This is a genomic window from Allobosea sp. NPDC055594, from assembly GCF_053618995.1.
Map to the genome: position 1 here is coordinate 56,385 of NZ_JBSHIO010000004.1, position 17,358 is coordinate 73,742.

At 68.4% G+C, this 17,358-nt stretch carries 17 protein-coding genes; 13 read left to right on the forward strand and 4 right to left on the reverse strand.

Annotated elements, in window-relative coordinates; all coding sequences use genetic code 11:
• Positions 1–72: 72 nt before the first annotated feature.
• The 3 genes from ACWGRX_RS09815 to ACWGRX_RS09825 all read left to right on the forward strand — a co-directional run bounded on the left by ACWGRX_RS09815 (position 73) and on the right by ACWGRX_RS09825 (position 3,488).
• On the forward strand, positions 73–1,596 hold the full coding sequence (locus ACWGRX_RS09815; protein ID WP_452117400.1) for a serine hydrolase domain-containing protein: 1,524 nt from the start codon (positions 73–75) through the stop codon (positions 1,594–1,596).
• A complete protein-coding gene (locus ACWGRX_RS09820) occupies positions 1,593–3,173 on the forward strand; it encodes an ABC transporter substrate-binding protein (protein ID WP_452117401.1) in 1,581 nt (526 codons plus the stop codon). The genes ACWGRX_RS09815 and ACWGRX_RS09820 overlap by 4 nt, the downstream gene beginning before the upstream one ends.
• 105 nt (positions 3,174–3,278) lie before the next feature.
• Entirely contained in the window at positions 3,279–3,488 is a 210-nt protein-coding gene (locus ACWGRX_RS09825; protein ID WP_291635697.1) for a hypothetical protein, read from the forward strand.
• A gap of 139 nt (positions 3,489–3,627) precedes the next feature.
• Here the strand turns inward: ACWGRX_RS09825 and ACWGRX_RS09830 are convergent, their stop codons facing one another.
• A complete protein-coding gene (locus ACWGRX_RS09830) occupies positions 3,628–3,867 on the reverse strand; it encodes a hypothetical protein (RefSeq protein ID WP_452117402.1) in 240 nt (79 codons plus the stop codon).
• Between the two features lie 289 nt (positions 3,868–4,156).
• Here ACWGRX_RS09830 and ACWGRX_RS09835 point away from each other — a divergent pair, with 289 nt between their 5' ends.
• The 5 genes from ACWGRX_RS09835 (at position 4,157) to ACWGRX_RS09855 (ending at position 9,885) form a co-directional block, all read left to right on the forward strand.
• On the forward strand, positions 4,157–5,278 hold the full coding sequence (locus tag ACWGRX_RS09835) for an anhydro-N-acetylmuramic acid kinase (protein WP_452117403.1): 1,122 nt from the start codon (positions 4,157–4,159) through the stop codon (positions 5,276–5,278).
• Positions 5,279–5,309: 31 nt separating this feature from the next.
• Entirely contained in the window at positions 5,310–5,888 is a 579-nt protein-coding gene (gene rfbC / locus ACWGRX_RS09840; protein WP_452117404.1) for a dTDP-4-dehydrorhamnose 3,5-epimerase, read from the forward strand.
• A complete protein-coding gene (gene rfbB, locus ACWGRX_RS09845) occupies positions 5,885–6,940 on the forward strand; it encodes a dTDP-glucose 4,6-dehydratase (protein WP_452117405.1) in 1,056 nt (351 codons plus the stop codon). The genes rfbC and rfbB overlap by 4 nt, the downstream gene beginning before the upstream one ends.
• 93 nt (positions 6,941–7,033) lie before the next feature.
• Positions 7,034–9,196: a protein-disulfide reductase DsbD family protein gene (locus ACWGRX_RS09850; RefSeq protein WP_452117406.1), complete on the forward strand. Its 2,163-nt coding sequence runs from the start codon at positions 7,034–7,036 to the stop codon at positions 9,194–9,196.
• Between the two features lie 50 nt (positions 9,197–9,246).
• The gene (locus ACWGRX_RS09855) at positions 9,247–9,885 is read left to right on the forward strand and encodes a redoxin domain-containing protein (RefSeq protein WP_452117407.1); all 639 of its coding nucleotides are present in this window, start codon (positions 9,247–9,249) and stop codon (positions 9,883–9,885) included.
• Between the two features lie 41 nt (positions 9,886–9,926).
• Here ACWGRX_RS09855 and ubiB read toward each other — a convergent pair whose 3' ends face one another.
• A complete protein-coding gene (gene ubiB, locus ACWGRX_RS09860; protein WP_291635712.1) occupies positions 9,927–11,483 on the reverse strand; it encodes a 2-polyprenylphenol 6-hydroxylase in 1,557 nt (518 codons plus the stop codon).
• A 148-nt stretch (positions 11,484–11,631) separates the two neighbouring features.
• On the reverse strand, positions 11,632–12,393 hold the full coding sequence (gene ubiE, locus ACWGRX_RS09865; RefSeq protein ID WP_291646081.1) for a bifunctional demethylmenaquinone methyltransferase/2-methoxy-6-polyprenyl-1,4-benzoquinol methylase UbiE: 762 nt from the start codon (positions 12,391–12,393) through the stop codon (positions 11,632–11,634).
• Positions 12,394–12,489: 96 nt separating this feature from the next.
• Between ubiE and mutM the strand changes: the two genes are divergently transcribed.
• Complete coding sequence (gene mutM, locus ACWGRX_RS09870; RefSeq protein ID WP_291635716.1) at positions 12,490–13,380, forward strand: bifunctional DNA-formamidopyrimidine glycosylase/DNA-(apurinic or apyrimidinic site) lyase; 891 nt, start codon at positions 12,490–12,492, stop codon at positions 13,378–13,380.
• Between the two features lie 27 nt (positions 13,381–13,407).
• On the opposite strand, the gene ACWGRX_RS09875 is transcribed toward mutM, so the two are convergent.
• Entirely contained in the window at positions 13,408–13,881 is a 474-nt protein-coding gene (locus ACWGRX_RS09875; protein ID WP_452117408.1) for an SRPBCC family protein, read from the reverse strand.
• A 180-nt stretch (positions 13,882–14,061) separates the two neighbouring features.
• On the opposite strand from ACWGRX_RS09875, the gene ACWGRX_RS09880 reads away from it, so the two are divergent.
• The 4 genes from ACWGRX_RS09880 (at position 14,062) to rpsT (ending at position 16,862) form a co-directional block, all read left to right on the forward strand.
• Positions 14,062–14,835 (forward strand): enoyl-CoA hydratase, encoded by a 774-nt coding sequence (locus ACWGRX_RS09880; RefSeq protein WP_452117409.1) that lies wholly within the window; start codon positions 14,062–14,064, stop codon positions 14,833–14,835.
• A gap of 194 nt (positions 14,836–15,029) precedes the next feature.
• On the forward strand, positions 15,030–16,028 hold the full coding sequence (locus ACWGRX_RS09885; RefSeq protein WP_452117410.1) for a threo-3-hydroxy-L-aspartate ammonia-lyase: 999 nt from the start codon (positions 15,030–15,032) through the stop codon (positions 16,026–16,028).
• Positions 16,025–16,420: a RidA family protein gene (locus ACWGRX_RS09890; RefSeq protein ID WP_291635724.1), complete on the forward strand. Its 396-nt coding sequence runs from the start codon at positions 16,025–16,027 to the stop codon at positions 16,418–16,420. The genes ACWGRX_RS09885 and ACWGRX_RS09890 overlap by 4 nt, the downstream gene beginning before the upstream one ends.
• A 175-nt stretch (positions 16,421–16,595) precedes the next feature.
• The gene (rpsT, locus tag ACWGRX_RS09895; protein WP_066476640.1) at positions 16,596–16,862 is read left to right on the forward strand and encodes a 30S ribosomal protein S20; all 267 of its coding nucleotides are present in this window, start codon (positions 16,596–16,598) and stop codon (positions 16,860–16,862) included.
• Positions 16,863–17,358 lie beyond the last annotated feature (496 nt).

Sequence of the window (17,358 nt, forward strand, 5' to 3'; positions counted from 1 at the left end):
CGATTGCGTCCGGGCTGTCGTTACGCTGAAAATCCGAGCGGGCTTCGCTACGGAGCCGGCAGGAGGAACGGGATGCTCGACTGGAGCGGCGCGCGCAGCGAGGCGACGACCATCGCCGAAGCCTGGACGCGCGAAGGCGGGCCGGGCGGCGCCATCGTGCTGTTCGACCGCGACGGCATCCGCGAGGTCGCGAGCGGCGGCTTCGCCGCAATCGAGCACCGTTTGCCCTTCACGCCGGATACGCCGAACCGGCTCGCCTCGATCAGCAAGCATATCTGCGCCGCATTGCTGCTGCGCGCCGGCGTGCCGTTGGAGGAGCCACTCGGCAGGCTGCTGACTGGGACGCCGCCGGCGCTCGCCGCCGTGCCGCTGGCACGGGCGCTCGACATGACCGGCGCCCTGCCCGACACGATGGAAGCCTTCTGGCAACAGGGCGTTCCATTCACCGCCAGCCTCGGCTCTGACGAGATCCTGGCGCGGGCTCGGGCCTTTCCGGCGCTCAACGCCGAGCCCGGCACCGAGATGGCCTATTCCAACACCGGCTGGCGCCTCGCCCAGGCGGTGCTCGAGCAGCACAGCGGCGAAAGCTATGCCCGGCTGGTCGAGGACTTGATGGCGCCGCTCGGCCTGCCCATCCGCTTCGTTCGCGACGAGTGCGAGGTCGTCGACGGGCTGGCGACCGGCTATTGGCGCGAAGGCGATGCCTGGCGGCGCGGGCGCTACGGCTTCAACTTCTCGGCCTCGGGCGGCATGGCGGGCAGCGCCGCCGCGCTGGCGCGCTGGGCTTCGGCGCTGCTCGCCGGCCGCGAACCCTTCGCCGGCCTGCTCGATCAGCTGGCGGCGCCGCGCGCCTTCGCCGATGGCAGCGCCAGCCTCTACCGGCTCGGCCTCGTCGCGAGCTCGATCGGCAAGGTCGCCCTCCTCGGTCATGGCGGCTCGCTGCCGGGCTATCGCAACCATGTCCTGATGGCCCCCGAACAAGGGGTCGGCGTCGTCCTGCTCGGCAATCGCGAGGAGGAGGCGCTGTGGCCGACGCTGCGCGTGCTGGCCGCCCTGCTCGGGCAGTCCCTGCCGGAACCGGCTGAGCAGATGCCGAACGGGCTGTTCGCGGCGGAGGAGGGGCCGTTCTGGGCTGAGTTCGGCGCGGGTGCGATCAGCTTCATGGGTGGTTATGAGAAGCTCGTTTCCGACGGCTCCGGCGGAATGCGCAGCCTGCCGGCCTATCTCGACATCAGGCTGAAGCGCAGCGACGGCGATACGGTCGAAGGTCTGATCGGCGGCGTGCCGCGCCGGCTCAGCCGCGTGCCCGACGCCATCCCGCTCGATCCGCGTCTCCCTGGGCGTTGGCGCGACAAGAATCTCGGTACCGAGATCCTGATCCGCGGCGATGGCAGCGCCCGCCTGCCCTGGGCGAATTCCGGCATCGAGACAGTGCTGACGCCGTTGCCCGGCGGGCGGGCGCTCGCCGACCTCGCGCACGGCCCCTGGCGGCACCGGTCTTGCTTCTGGCTGCAGCCGGACGGAAGCTTGCGCCTCGCCGGCCACCGTTCGCGCATCTTGCATTTCGACCGCCTCATTGACGGAGCCACGCCATGATCGCTTCCCGCTTCGCCGCCATGATCGGCACGGCCGCGCTGCTACTGGCTGCGCCGGCCCTGGCCCAGCCGGCGCCGAAGAACGTGCTGCGCGTCGCGCCGCATGCCGATCTCAAGACGCTCGACCCCGTCGCCGCCTCGATCGTGATCACCCGCATGCATGGGCTGATGATCTACGAGACCCTGTTCGCCTGGGACGCCAGCCTCCAGCCGAAACCGCAGATGGTCGAGAGCTTCTCGACCGCGCCGGACGGCTTGTCCTGGACCTTCACGCTGCGGCCCGGCCTGAAATTCCATGACGGCCAGCCGGTGACGACGCGCGACGTCATCGCCTCGCTGAGCCGCTGGATGAAGCGCGACACGATCGGCGGCAAGCTCGGCGAATACACCGAAGGCATGGAGGCGAAGGACGACAAGACCTTCGTGCTCAAGCTGAAGAAGCCGATGGCGCTGGTGCCCTTCGCGCTCGGCTCGGCGGTCGGCCAGATCCCGGTGATCATGCGCGAGGCCGATGCCGCGACCGACCCGATGAAGCCGGTGACCGAGACGATCGGCTCCGGCCCGTTCAAGTTCAACCGCGCCGAATGGCGCAGCGGCGCCAAGGTCGTCTACGATAAGAACCCCGATTATGTGCCGCGTTCCGAGCCGGCCGACGGGCTCGCCGGCGGGCGGGTCGTCAAGGTCGACCGGGTCGAATGGGTGATCATGCCGGACGCGGCGACGGCTGCGGCTGCCCTGCAGACCGGCGAGATCGACATCTGGGAGCAGCCGAGCCAGGATCTGATCCCGGTCGTCTCCGGCGCGAAGGACGTCAAGGTCGAGCGCTATTCCAACCTCGCCAACCAGGTGATGCTGCGCCCGAACAGCCTGCACCCGCCCTTCGACAATCCGAAGGCGCGCCTCGCCCTCGCCTACGCCACCGACCAGGCCGAGTTCCTGGCCGGCGGCTTCGGCGACGAGGAATGGTGGAAGCGCTGCAACGCCTATTTCATCTGCGGTGGCCCCAACGGCACGCAGGCCGGCACGGAAGGCTACGCCAAGCCCGACCTCGACAAGGCGAAGCAGCTTCTGGCCGAGGCCGGCTACAAGGGCGAGAAGCTGGTGCTGACCACCAGCAACGACATCGCCGCCATCGGCCGGATGGCCGAGGTCGCGGCGTCCCAGCTGAAGAAAGCGGGGGTCAATGTCGAGGTGCAGTTCTCGGACTGGGGCACCGTCACCACCCGCCAGCAGAACAAGAGCCCGCCGGATCAGGGCGGCTGGAACCTGTTCGTGACCTACGCCTCGGGCGCGACCATGCAGTCGCCGATGACCAATATCGGCACCAACATGGGTTGCGAGAAGGCCTGGGCCGGCTGGCCTTGCGATGCGGAGGCCGAGACGCTGCGCGGCGCCGTGGTCGACGCGCCCGACGATACCGCTCGCAAGGCAGCGGTCGAGGCGCTGCACAAAAGGCTCGCCGAGATGCAGCCCTATCGGGTGCTCGGCCAGTTCGACCAACCTTATGCCAGGCGCGGCAATGTCTCCGGCGTGCTGGCAGCACCGGTGATGCTGTTCTGGAACGTGCAGAAGAACTGAGGCACGGAACGCGCGTTAACTGGCGCCGAGCGCCGCGTTAACCAGTTCATGACCCATGCCGGACGAGACTGTGGCGAGCGATTCGCTACAGTTCGTGAGAGCGTTATGGGTCAGGTCCTGCAGTTTCGTCCGTTGAAGCCGGTCGTCGCCGAAAGCGATGGCGATGCGCTCGACCTGTTGTCGGCGATCGATTTCGCCCTGCGCGACCTCAGGGACATCGCGCCGCACATCCTGCACGAAGGGGCGCGCGAGCAGGCGAGGCAGTGCCAGCAGATGCTGCAGGATGCTTTCGACGCCGCTTTGATGGTCGGCTGAAGACGCTCGGGCCGATGGCCTCCGGGGCACAGATGCTCCGTTCAGGCCGCCCTGCCCCGACCGGCTCAGCTCCGAAAGCCCCGAGCGTCCTATCGCATCGGTCTGACCCGGAGTGCCGCTTCCCCTTTTCGGCGGAGCTCTAGTCGCGGCGGATGTCGAGGACCTCGCCATCGTCGCCGATGACGATGCGCATGTCGTCGCCATAGCCGTCCGTACCGGTGACGATCCAGACATCGCGCCCGCGGCGCACGCGCTCGACCTCGACCATGCCTCGGCGCCGGGCGATCCGTACCGCCTGGCGCTCGCTGATCCCCTCCTCCTCCTCGATTTCGAGGCGCGGCGGCCGGGGCGGTCGCGGCGCGATGCCGCCCGGCGGCATCGGAGCGGCCCCGCCGGGCCCGGGCAGGGCGGAGGCGGCCCGCCGGGCACGATCGGCGCGGGAGCCCCCAGCGGCTGCGCGAAGGCGCCGGGCACGACAGCGAGGCCGAAGCAAGCGGCGAGGGCAAGACGGCGTGTGAGCATGGATGGCCTCCGGCGGGCGTCCTGACCAACTAATGCGCCGATTGGGTCAGGATTGCGAAGGAATCGCGGCAGAACAACCTGCTGCTGGCGCCGACCCGCCGCTTATGCGAACCATCGCGCCGAACAGATTCGCAGGAGATTGCCGGATGCAACCGCCCTGGGCGATCGGGTTGATGACCGGCACGGTTCTCGACGGCAATATCGACATCGCCGCGATCCGCAGCGATGGCGAGACGATCACGGAATTCGGCCCGTGGCGGCTCGCGCCCTATGCCGCCAGCGTGCGCGAATTGCTGGCCCAGGCCGTAGAGGCGGCACTTGCCTGGCGTTTCGAAGGGCCCGAACCTGCGATCTTCGCCGAGGCGACGCGCGCCCTGACCCTGGCGCAGGCCGATGCCGTCGCCGAATTCCTGGCGGCCGAGGGGATTGCGGCCTCGGAGGTTTGCACGATCGGCTTCCACGGCCAGACCGTGCTGCACCGCGCCCCGACATCGCAGCGCAAGGGCGATACGCGCCAGCTCGGCGACGGCGCGCTGATGGCGCAGCGTCTCGGCATCGACGTGGTCTACGACCTGCGCAGCGCCGATGTCCGGGCCGGCGGCCAGGGCGCGCCCCTGGCGGCGAGCTATCACGCGGCCCTGTTGCGCGGCCTCGGTGCGGGCAGCGAGACGGCCGTGCTCAATCTCGGCGGCGTCGGCAATCTCAGCGCCATCGACGGCGATGGACGGATCGTCGCCTTCGACACCGGGCCCGGCAATGCGCCGCTGAACGACTGGATCGCCAGGCACGGCAAGGGCGAGATGGACCGCGACGGCGCCTTCGCGCTGGCCGGCGAGGTCGACGAGCCGAGGCTCGCGCGGCTGCTCGCGCACCCCTATCTGTTCGCGCCCTATCCGAAATCGCTCGACCGCCATGATTTCACCGCGGCGATGGCCGAGGGCCTCTCCTTCGCGGATGGCGCGGCGACGCTGACCGCCTTCACCGCCGGAGCCGTCGGGCGCGGGCTCGACCTGCTGCCGATCCGGCCGGAGCGGCTGATCGTCTGTGGCGGCGGACGGCGCAATCCGGCGATCATGGCCGCCCTGAATGCCCGCAGCGGCGCGCAGGCGATCCCCGCAGAGGCGGTGGGCTGGCGCGGCGATGCGATCGAGGCCGAGCTTTTTGCCTTTCTGGCGATGCGGGCCAAGGCCGGCCTGCCGATCAGCTTCCCGCTCACCACGGGCGTGCCGGAGCCGATGAGCGGCGGGCGGATCGCAAGCGGGCGTTGACAGCGGCGACGCGCCGGGGCTGAACGGCAGCATGAGCAAATTCGCCTTCGAGCCCCTCGCCATCCCGGCGGTCGTGCTGGTCCGTCCGAAGAAATTCGGCGATGCGCGCGGCTATTTCATGGAAACCTACAGCACTGCGGCCTTCGCGACGGCGGGGATAGACACCGTCTTCGTGCAGGACAACCAGTCGCTCTCGGCGGCACGCGGCGTGGTACGCGGCCTGCATTTCCAGGCGCCGCCGGTGCCGCAGGCCAAGCTGGTGCGGGTGCTGAAGGGGGCGATCTTCGACGTCGCGGTCGATCTGCGCCGGGGTTCGCCGAGCTTTGGCAAATGGTGCGCGGCGACGCTGACCGCCGAAGGCGGCGAGCAGCTCTTCGTGCCGCATGGCTTCGCCCATGGCTTCTGCACGCTCGAGCCCGCGACCGAGGTCGCCTACAAGGTCGACGGCCCCTATGCGCCGGAATGCGAGGACGGCCTCGCCTGGAACGATCCGGCGCTCGCCATCGACTGGCCGATCGCGCCCGACGAAGCGCAGCTCTCGGGCAAGGATGCCGTGCTGCCGGGCCTTGCCGGCTTCGACAGCCCGTTCAGCTACGAGGCCGCCCGGTGAAGCGCTATCTGGTCACCGGCGGGGCCGGCTTCATCGGCTCGGCGGTCGTGCGCCATCTGATCGGGCAGACCCAGCATCAGGTGCTGGTCGTCGACAAGCTGACCTATGCCGGCAATCGCGACAATCTGAAGCCCGTCGCGGACGATCCGCGGCTCTCCTTCCTGCAGGCCGATATCGGCGACCAGGCGGCGATGCGGCGCGCCTTCGCCGAATTCGCGCCCGACATCGTCATGCATCTTGCCGCCGAGAGCCATGTCGACCGTTCGATCGACGGACCGGCCGCCTTCATCGAGACTAATATCGTCGGCTCCTTCGTGCTGCTTCAGGAGGCGCTGCGGCATTATCGCTCGCTGCCGGCGGCGGCGCAGGCCGGCTTCCGCTTCCACCAGATCTCGACCGACGAGGTCTTCGGCTCGCTCGGCGCGGAGGGGTTGTTCACGGAAAGCTCGCCCTATCAGCCGAACTCGCCCTATTCGGCCTCGAAGGCGGCTTCCGACCATCTGGCGCGCGCCTGGCACCATACCTATGGGCTGCCGGTCGTGCTCTCCAACTGCTCGAACAATTATGGGCCCTATCACTTCCCCGAGAAGCTGATCCCGCTGATGATCCTCAACGCGCTCGAGGGCAAGGCGCTGCCGGTCTATGGCAGCGGTGCCAATGTCCGCGACTGGCTGCATGTCGAGGACCATGCGAGAGCGCTCGCGCTGATCGCGGAGAAGGGCAAGATCGGCGAAGGCTACAATGTCGGCGGCTCGGCCGAACGCAGCAATCTCCAGGTGGTCGAGGCGATCTGCGGGCTGATGGACGAGCTTGCGCCCGATGCCGGCATAGGACCGCGCAGGGGGCTGATCGCCTTCGTCGCCGACCGGCCGGGGCATGATCACCGCTATGCGATAGACGCCACCAAGATCGATCGCGAGCTCGGCTGGCGCCCGCAGGAGAGCTTCGAGAGCGGGCTCAGGAAAACCGTCTCATGGTATCTTGCGAACCGCGACTGGTGGGACCGAATCCGCAGTGGCGTCTACCGTGGGGAGCGGCTGGGGGCGGGCTGAAAGGCGGACGCAAGTCCGGGAGCCTGCGGCTTCCTGCCGCTCTCACCGGCTTGTCATTGGCAATCACGTGGGAAAGGGGGCATCAAAACCGCCATGTCTACGCTCGATATGCCTGCCCGGACCGGGTTCTCACTCCTCAAGCGCACCGCGCTCGCCCTCGCCCTGCTAGCCCCGGCCACCGCATGGGCGGCGGAGTCGACGGCCGTGACCTCGCCGCGCGTCGTCGCCACCTTGCTGTCGAGCCGCGATGCGGTCGCGCCCGGCGAGCGGTTCCACCTCGCGCTGACGCAGAAGATTACCTCTGGCTGGCACACCTATTGGCGCAATCCCGGCGATTCCGGCGAGCCGACCAAGATCGACTGGCAATTGCCGGAAGGCGCGACGGCCGGGCCGATCCAGTGGCCTGCACCTAAGGCGATCGCCTTCGAGCCGCTGGTCAATTTCGGCTTCGACGGGACAGTCCTGCTGCCGGTCGAGATCAGCGTGCCGGCCGAGGCGAAACCGGGCGAGCGCTTCGCCATCACCGCCAAGGCGACCTGGCTGGTCTGCGAGAAGATCTGCATTCCCGAAGAGGGTGTGCTGAGCCTCGATCTGCCGATCGCGGCCGAGCCGGTCATCGACAGCGCCGCGCAGGCGCGCATCGAGCGAACGCTGGCGGGGTTGCCGCAGGAGGCGCCGTTCCGCGCGAAACTGACCGCGAACGGGCCGGACAAGATGACGCTCGCCATCCCCGAACTGCCGGCCGGGATCAGCGAGCTCCGCTATTTCCCGCTCTCCGACACGCTGATCGAGCACGCCGCTGCTCAGCAGGCCGAAGGCGGCTCGCTGACACTGTCGCGCTCCAGCGCCTTCCGGATCGCCGAGCCGAGCGTCGAGGGCGTCATCACCTACAGCCAGGGCGGAACAAAGCGCGCCCTGGCGCTCAGCGCCGATGTCGCGCCCGATCTGCTGGCACAGGCCAGCGCCCCGCCTGCCCCACCGCCTGTGGTCACGTTGCCGACCCTGCCGGCGCCGCCGGCCGAGGATCTGACGATCTGGGTCGCGCTCGCCTTCGCCTTTGCCGGCGGGCTGATCCTCAACCTGATGCCCTGCGTGCTGCCGGTGCTGTTCATCAAGGCGCTCGGCTTCGCCCAGGCCGCCCAGGCGAGCCGCTCCGAGGTGCGCGTGCACGGGCTGCTGTTCCTCGCCGGCGTGGTCGGGACCTTCATGGTGCTGGCCGGGCTGGCGATCGCGCTCGGCGCCGGCTGGGGCTTCCAGCTGCAATCGCCGCCGCTGGTCATCCTGCTCGCGGTGCTGATGAGCCTGATCGGCTTCAACCTTCTCGGCGCCTTCGAGATCGGCGGCAAGGTCCAGGGGATGGGCGACGGGCTCGCCAGCCGCGGCGGCCCGGTCGGCGCCTTCATGACCGGAGCCCTCGCGGTCGTGGTGGCGACACCCTGCACCGCGCCCTTCATGGGCGCGGCGATGGGTTATGCCCTGACGCAGCCGCCCACCGCGGCGCTCTCGATCTTCCTTGCACTCGCACTCGGTTTTGCCCTGCCGGTGGTGGCGCTCTCTTTCGCGCCCGGCCTGCAGCGGCTGCTGCCCAAGCCCGGGCCGTGGATGGTCGTGCTGAAGCAGGGCTTCGCCTTCCCGATGTTCGCGACCTCGATCTGGCTGGTCTGGGTCGCGACCATGCAGACCGGGGCCAACGGCGCGCTCGCCGCGCTGATCGCCATCCTGGTCGCAGGGTTCGCGGTCTGGCTGCTCGGCGTGACGCGCCGCCGCGGGGCCGCCCTGCGCGTCGTTGCGGCCGGCCTCGCAGCCCTATTCGTCACCGCCACTGCGGCCTTCGTGATCGAAAGCGCCGTGCCGCCGAAGCAGGCGCCGGCCAGCGCCGGCGCAAGTGATGCCTGGTCGCCGGAGCGCGTCGCCGAACTGCAGGCGCAAGGCAAGCCGGTCTTCGTCAACTTCACTGCGGCCTGGTGCATCACCTGCCTCGCCAATGAGCGCGTCGCGCTCTCGCGACAGGACGTCAAGGACGCCTTCGCCGCGCTCGGCGTCGTCTATCTCAAGGCCGACTGGACCAATCGCAATGCGGCGATCGCCGCCGCGCTCGCCGAGCACGGCCGCGCCGGCGTGCCGCTCTATCTGGTCTATCCCGGCAGCAAGGGGGGGCAGGCCGAGGTCCTGCCGCAATTGCTCACCACCGACATCCTGATCCGCGCCGCCGAGCGCGCCGCCGGCCGGGAGGTTCAGACAGCCAGGAACCCGTGAGGGCCATCCGGGACGACTGCCCTTCAATCGGGAAGATGATGGAGACAGACATGAAAGCCTTGACCAGACAGACTTTCATCGCCGGCCTCGCCGTCACCGCAGTCTCGCTGGCCTCGGGCGCGACGCTCGCCCAGGGCGCAGCGAAGCCGGGCGCAACAGCCCCCGCCTTCTCTATCGTCGATGTCGACGGCAAGGCCCGAAAGCTCTCCGACTATGCCGGCAAGACGGTGATCCTCGAATGGACCAACCATGACTGCCCCTATGTCCGGAAGCACTACAACAGCGCGACCATGCAGACCCTGCAGAAGGATATGGCCAAGGAAGGCATCGTCTGGCTGTCGGTGATCTCCTCGCCCGCCGGCGAGCAGGGCCATGTCGACGCCGCCAAGGCCAAGGAGCTGACCAAGAGCCGCGACGCGGCCCCCGCCACCATCCTGCTCGACCCCAAGAGCGTCATGGCCCGCGCCTATGGCGCCCAGACCACGCCGCACATGTACATCATCGATCCGAAGGGCACTCTCGCCTATGCCGGGGCGATCGACGACAAGCCCTCGGCCAGCGCCTCCAGCCTCGCCGGCGCCAGGAGCTATGTCCGCCAGGCGGTAGCCGAGATGAAGGCCGGAAAGCGCGTCTCGGAGCCCGCCACCAAAGCCTATGGCTGCGCCGTCAAATATGCGCCGGTGAGCTGAGGCACCGGCGCTGTTATTGCTCCGTCAAGGCGCAGAAGACCCTACACCAACACCGCATAGGCGAGCAGCGCCGCGATCAGCCAGAGCGCCCAATTGCCCCAGCGATTGCGCGCAGCCTCGGCCCGGCCGATCGCCTGGACGCTGGCCTCGTCGAGCGAGAAGCCGCTGCGCGAGGCGTCCTCGAGCTGGCCGAGCACCCGCTCCGCCCGGCCGACCGTCTCCGGCAGATTGGCGAGGCTCGAGGCCAGCGTATGCATGCCGCGCCCGACATCCTCGATCCTGCCAAGCGGGCCGAGATTACGGGTGATCCATTCGCGCACCACCGGCTCGGCCGTGGTCCACATGTCGAGATGGGGATCGAGCGTTCGGGCGACGCCCTCGACCACCACCATGGTCTTCTGCAGCATGACGAGTTCGGTGCGCGTCGCCATGTCGAACAGGCCGGTGATCTCGAAGAGCAGGGTCAGCACCTTCGCCATCGAGATCTCGTCGGCGCGCTTGTCGTGGATCGGCTCGCCGACGGCGCGGATCGCCTGGGCAAAATCGGCTACCGCGTGATGGCCAGGGACATAGCCGGCCTCGAAATGCACCTCGGCGACGCGCCGGTAGTCGCGGGTGATGAAGCCGAGCAGGATCTCGGCGAGGAAGCGCCGCTCCTTGTGGCCGAGCCGGCCCATGATGCCGCCATCGACGGCGACGAGCCGGCCCTGCGCATCGACGAACAGGTTCCCCGGATGCATGTCGGCATGGAAGAAGCCGTCGCGGATCGCGTGCCTGAGGAACGACTGGATGACGTTGCGGCCGAGCGCCGGAAGGTCGTGGCCGGCGGCGCGCAGAGCCTCGACATCGGAGAGCCGGATGCCGTCGATCCATTCGTCGACCAGCATTTCGCGCGCCGTGAGCTGCCAGTCCGGCGCCGGCACGCGGAAATCCGTGTCCTCCCTGGTGTTCTCGGCATATTCGGAGAGCGCCGCCGCCTCGAGCCGCAGATCCATTTCCATGGTGACGGAGCGGGCCAGGGTCTCGACGATGGCAACGAAGCGCAGGCGCCGCGCCTCGGGCGAGCGCCGCTCGGCCAGTTCCGCGCCGAAGCGCATGGCGGCGAGGTCGCGATGGAAGCGGTCGCGGATGCCGGGCCTGAGGATCTTGACCGCGACCTCGGAGCCGTCGCGCAGCCTTGCGCGATGGACCTGGGCGATCGAAGCTGCCGCGACCGGCTCGCCGAATTCGGCGAAGATCGCCTCGACCGGCTTGTTATGGGCCGCCTCGATCGCGGCGCGTGCCTGCGCCATCGGGAAAGGCGCCATCCGGTCCTGCAGGGCCGAGAGGTCCTCGGCGATCTTCATGCCGACGACGTCGGGGCGCGTCGCCAGGAACTGGCCGAACTTCACATAGGACGGGCCAAGCCGGGTCAGCGCCGCGGCGAGCCGCGTCGCCGAGGAGCCGGCGCCCTTGCGCTCGATCAGCCGGCCGAGACCGATCAGCCCGCGCGCTGCCGGCGGCAGCACGGACGGATCGACCAGAGCGAGCGCGCCCTCGCGGGCCAGCACGAAACCGACCCGCGCCGAGCGGGCAAGATGGGCGATGGCCGAGATCATGCGGCGGCGTACGTATCAGCCTTCCCCGTCATGCTCGGCCTTGTGCCGAGCATCCACGCCTTGCGGCGTGAAGGAAGGGAAGACGTGGATGGTCGGGACAAACCCGACCATGACGGCGACAAGCCCATCATCATGGCAGAGAACAACGTCACAGCTTCCAGCCGGAATGCAGCGCCACTACTCCGCCGGTCATCGGCGTGAACGAAGCGCGGCGGAAGCCGGCAGCCGCGATCATGTCGGCGAAGACCTGCGGCCGTGGGAATTTGCGGATCGACTCGACGAGATACTGGTAGGGCTCGGCCTCGCCCGTCACCATCCTGCCCATGGGCGGGATGACGTTGAAGGAATAGGCCTCGTAGACCTTGTCGAGCAGCGGCACGTCGACATGCGAGAATTCGAGGCAGAGGAAGCGCCCGCCGCGCTTCAGCACGCGATAGGCCTCGCTCAGCGCCTTGTCGATGCGCGGCACGTTGCGGATGCCGAAGGCGATCGTATAGGCGTCGAAGGCATTGTCCGGCAGAGCGAGTTCCTCGGCATTGCCCTGGACGAAATGGATGCGGTCGTCGCCGGGGAAGCGCTTCTGGGCGCGCTCGCGGCCGACGGCGAGCATCTCGGCATTGATGTCGAGCACCGTGACCTCGGTCCGCGGCCCGCCGGCCTCCAGCACCTTGAAGGCGACATCGCCAGTGCCACCGGCCACGTCGAGATGAGCGAAGGCCCGGTCGCGCGGCGGCTTCAGCGCGGTCAGCAGCGCCTCCTTCCAGAGCCGGTGGAGGCCGGCCGACATCAGGTCGTTCATCAGGTCGTAACGGCCCGCGACCTTGTGGAAGACGTCGTCGACCTTGGCCTGCTTCTCGGCAAGCGGCACGGTCTCGAAGCCGAAATGGGTTGAATCGGAAGCTGCTGTCACGGCCGGGCTGCTCTTGTGGTTCGCTGCGGCGATGAATAGCGAATGCGGCGGGGCTTGTCGCGGCCCGTCTCGACGCATGCTGAAAGGCGCAACGCCATGCCTGAACTTCCCGAGGTCGAAACCGTCAGACGCGGGCTCGAGCCGGCCATGCTCGGCGAGCGCTTCGCCCGGGTCGAGCAGAAGCGACCGGATCTGCGCTTTCCCCTGCCCGAGCGCTTCGCCGAGCGCCTGACCGGGCGGCGGGTCGAGGCGCTGTCGCGGCGCGCGAAATACCTGATCGCCGATCTCGACGACGGGCAGGCGCTGATCATGCATCTCGGCATGAGCGGGCGTTTCATCGTCGAGGCGCCAGGCACGCCCGCGACCGAGCCCGGCGCCTATTACAACGAGATCGGCCGGCATCTGAAGCACGACCATGTCGTCTTCCATCTCGGCTCCGGCGCCCGGGTGACCTATAATGACGTGCGCCGCTTCGGCTTCATGGATCTTCTGCCGCGTAGCGAGCTCGCAACGTCGAAGCATTTTTCCGGCATGGGCATCGAGCCGCTCGGCAACGAGCTCTCCGGCGAGCTGATCGCCAGGCTCTTTTCCGGCAAGGCGGCGCCGCTGAAGGCCGCCCTGCTCGACCAGCGCCTCATCGCCGGGCTCGGCAACATCTATGTCTGCGAGGCGCTGTTCCGCGCCGGTCTGCATCCGGAAGCGGAGGCCGGCTCGCTGGCGACCCCGACCGGCAAGCCGCGCGAGAAGGCGCATGCGCTGGCGCAGATCATCCGCGAGGTCCTGGAGGAGGCTGTCGCCGCCGGCGGCTCGACCCTGCGCGACTTCGCGCATGCCGACGGCTCGCTCGGCTATTTCCAGCACCGCTTCAAGGTCTATGACCGCGAGGGCGAGCCCTGCGTCACACCCGGCTGCGGAAAATTGGTGCAGCGACTGGTGCAATCCGGCCGCTCGACCTTCTATTGCGAGAGCTGCCAGAAGCGGGGCTGAGGGCAGTCAACGGCTCGCGGCCGCGGCTCAGGCCGCCTCGACGAAATGCGCGAGGTTCTCCAGCGTCGAGCGCAGGCCGGCATCGTGATCCTCCTTGCCGATGCCCACCGGGACGTTCTCGCAATGAATCGTCACTTCGGTGCCGCCCCTGACCTCGTCGAGCCGCCAGGCCATGGTCATCGTACCGGCGAAGGCGGGATCGTCCGACGGAAAGGAAACCTCCCAGACGATGCGCTCGCATGGGACAAGGTCGACGAACCGGCCCTCGGCGACATCGCTGTCCGCCGTCGCCTTGCCGGGCGCTCCGGCCGGATCGTCATAGCTCAGGACGATGCGATAACTCCCGCCGATGACGGGCTCGAAGTGTTCGATCCGCGCGTGCATGCCTTGCGGCGCCAGCCATCTGCCCAGCGAGGACGCGTCGATGAAGGCGTGGTAGATCGCGCCGGGCGAGGCCCGGATCAGCCGCGAAGCCGTATCGGTTCTGGTGCAGGCAGGCATGGGCGCGTTCCCGATGGGCAATGAGGCTAGCATGGCGACAATGCGAGAATGCGGCAGGAGATCGGCTTTCGCTCGAGCCGGCGCACGCCCCGCCCCATCCCGGCTTGCGACGGCACGCATGGACTTGCGCCCCTCCGGCCCGCTAATGCTGGCCGCGACCGCAGCATCCGGGAGACCGCCATGGCTTATGAGACCATTCTCGTCGAGGTTAAGGGCAAGGTGGGCGTCATCACGCTGAACCGGCCGCAGGCGCTGAACGCGCTGAACAGCCAGCTGATCGGCGAGGTCAACGCCGCCCTCGACGGCTTCGAGCGCGATCCCGGCATCGGCTGCACCGTCATCACCGGCTCGGAGAAGGCCTTCGCCGCCGGGGCAGACATCAAGGAGATGCAGGAGCGGACCTATCCCGGCACCTATCTCGACGACAAATTCGCCGATTGGGACCGGATCGGCCAGCGCCGCAAGCCGATCATCGCCGCGGTGGCGGGCTTCGCCCTCGGCGGCGGCTGCGAACTCGCCATGATGGCCGACTTCATCATCGCCGCCGACAATGCCCGCTTCGGCCAGCCCGAGATCAACCTCGCCGTCATCCCCGGCGCCGGCGGCACCCAGCGCCTGACCCATGCGATCGGCAAGGCCAAGGCGATGGATCTGTGCCTCACCGGCCGGATGATGGATGTGAACGAGGCCGAGCGCGCCGGGCTCGTCGCCCGCATCGTGCCGCTCGCCGATCTGATGACGGAAGCCCTGAAGGCGGCCGAGCAGATCGCGACGAAGTCGCTGCCCTCGGTGCTGACCGCCAAGGAAGCGGTCAACCGCGCCTTCGAAGTGACGCTGAACGAGGGGTTGCGCTTCGAGCGTCGCGTCTTCTCGGCGCTGTTTGCGACCCAGGACCAGAAGGAAGGCATGGCCGCCTTCGCCGAGAAGCGGAAGCCCGAATTCAAGAACCTCTGACGGCCGCAACCACATGCCCGGGCTTGGCCCGGGCATCTCCGGCGCGTCTTTCCCGGCTCTCCGCTGCGCTCAGGCCGGGAAAGACGCGCCGGACGATCCGCGCCGCGCATGACCGAGGCCAGTTTCTTTCACTTGAAAGGCCGGCCGCGCTGCTGACACCATGGCTGATCTCTCAAGCGCACGCAGGATTCGCCATGACCGCCGCAGCCAGCCCCCTCACCGACGGCATCACGCTGCCGACCTATGCCGATGTCGAGGCGGCGGCGGAACGCATCCGCGGCGCCGCGCATCGCACCCCGGCCCTGACCTCGCGCACGGCCAATGAGCGCACCGGCGCCAATCTCGTCTTCAAGGCCGAGAACCTGCAGCGCATGGGCGCCTTCAAGTTCCGCGGCGGCTACAACGCCATCGCCGCACTCACGCCCGAACAGCGCAAGGCCGGCGTCCTGACCTTTTCCTCCGGCAACCATGCCCAGGCCATCGCCTATGCCGGCAAGCTGCTCGGCACGCCGACGACGATCATCATGCCGCAGGACGCGCCCGCGGCGAAGGTCGCAGCGACCAGGGGCTATGGCGCCGAGGTCGTCTCCTATGACCGCTATACCCAGGACCGTCTGGCGCTGGCCGACGGCATCGCCAGGGAACGGGGCCTGACCCTGATCCCACCCTATGACGATCCCGCCGTGATCGCCGGCCAGGGCACAGCGACCAAGGAGCTGATCGAGGACGCCGGTCAGTTCGACATCATCCTGGCCTGCCTCGGCGGCGGCGGACTGCTCGCCGGCACGCTCCTGGCCGCCAAGGCGCTCAATCCCGGCTGCCGCGTCTATGGCGTCGAACCCGAAGCGGGTAATGACGGCCAGCTCTCGCTGCGCAAGGGCGAGATCGTCAGGATCGACGTGCCCAAGACCATTGCCGACGGCGCCCAGACCGCCTTCCTCGGCAACTACACCTTCCCGATCATCCGCGACCTCGTCGAGGACATCGTCACCGTGCCCGATACGGCCCTGATCGCGGCGATGCGCTTCTTCGCCGAGCGCATGAAGCTCGTGGTCGAGCCGACCGGCTGCCTCGCGGCGGCGGCCGCCTTCACCGGCGCCGTGCCGGTCGAAGGCAAGCGCGTCGGCATCATCCTCAGCGGCGGCAATGTCGATCTCGCCAGCTTCGCGCGCTTCATCGGCGAGGGCGCGTGAGCGCGATCGAGACGATTCTCTCGCCGGAGGTGCCGGCGCCGGCCGGGCATTATTCGCAAGCCGTCGCCTACAAGGACCTGGTCTTCGTCTCCGGCCAGCTCGCCCCGCGTCCGGATGGCAGCCACACCGCGGGCGAGCCCTTCGCGGTGCAGGCGCGCCAGGCGCTGGCCAATCTGCTGGCGGTGCTCGCGGCGGCCGGCTCCGGCCCGGCCGATGTGCTCAAGGTCACCGCCTATCTGGTCGGCGGCGGACGCTGGCCGGAATTCAACGCGATCTATGCCGAGGTCTTCGGGGAACACCGACCGGCGCGGGCGGTGGTGCCGGTTCCGGAGCTGCATTATGGCTATCTGATCGAGGTCGAGGCGATCGCGATCCGGCGCGGCGAAAGCTGACCGGCGTCAGCCGGCATTTCCGCGTTGACGTGGCAGCCGGCAGCGCTTATAGGCTCACGGATCGCGACGGCCTGCGCCTGCAGGGCCGTCGCTCACGTTTTTCATGCAAGGGTTCGCGCTCAGCGTCACTTGGCAAGAAGCCTGGTGCCGGCCGCGACGAGGACGAGGACGAACGATGGCCAATACGACTTCGGCCAAGAAAGCCGCTCGCAAGATCGCGCGCCGCACCGAGGTGAACAAGTCTCGCCGCAGCCGTATGCGCACCTTCCTGCGCAAGGTCGAGGAGGCGATCGCCTCCGGTGACAAGGGCGCCGCCGCCGAGGCTTTCAAGGCCGCCCAGCCGGAGATCATGCGGGCCGCCCAGAAGGGCGTGGTCCACAAGAACACCGCTTCGCGCAAGGTTTCGCGTCTGGCCCATCGCATCGGCGCGCTGGCCTCCTGACCGCCCGTTCCGCAGTGCGGTTCTCGACCTGTTTCGACCCGGCCTCACGGCCGGGTTTTTCTTTGTTCGGCAGGACCGTCGCAAGGCTGCGACAGGCGAATGAAAACACCCCCGGGGCGGCGATTCCGCAATCTTTCCATCGCTTTCCGGGCTTGACTCCACCGGCGTTTTCCGGGCGCGGAAACAGCCTGTAACGCATTTTTGACCGCACAAAATTAGGCCATATTTTTCATCACCTTAGCAGGCAAAGCAATCGCCGCTCGGGATTCCCGAGGCTTCCCATGGCGGCTTTCGGGGGGGCGCGAAAAAAAGATTCGCGGCGCTCGCGAAGCCCCAGCTGTAAAGAAAAGCTTAACTTCCCCAACCTATTGCAGGGGGTCTGCCGGTGGGGCAGCGACCGGGGCTTCCCGGTGGAATCCCGATAGCCGGCAGAGGGGGATATTGCCCCCGTCCGAGGGCTCCCTATAAGGTCCTCTCATCGCCGGGCGGACAGAGA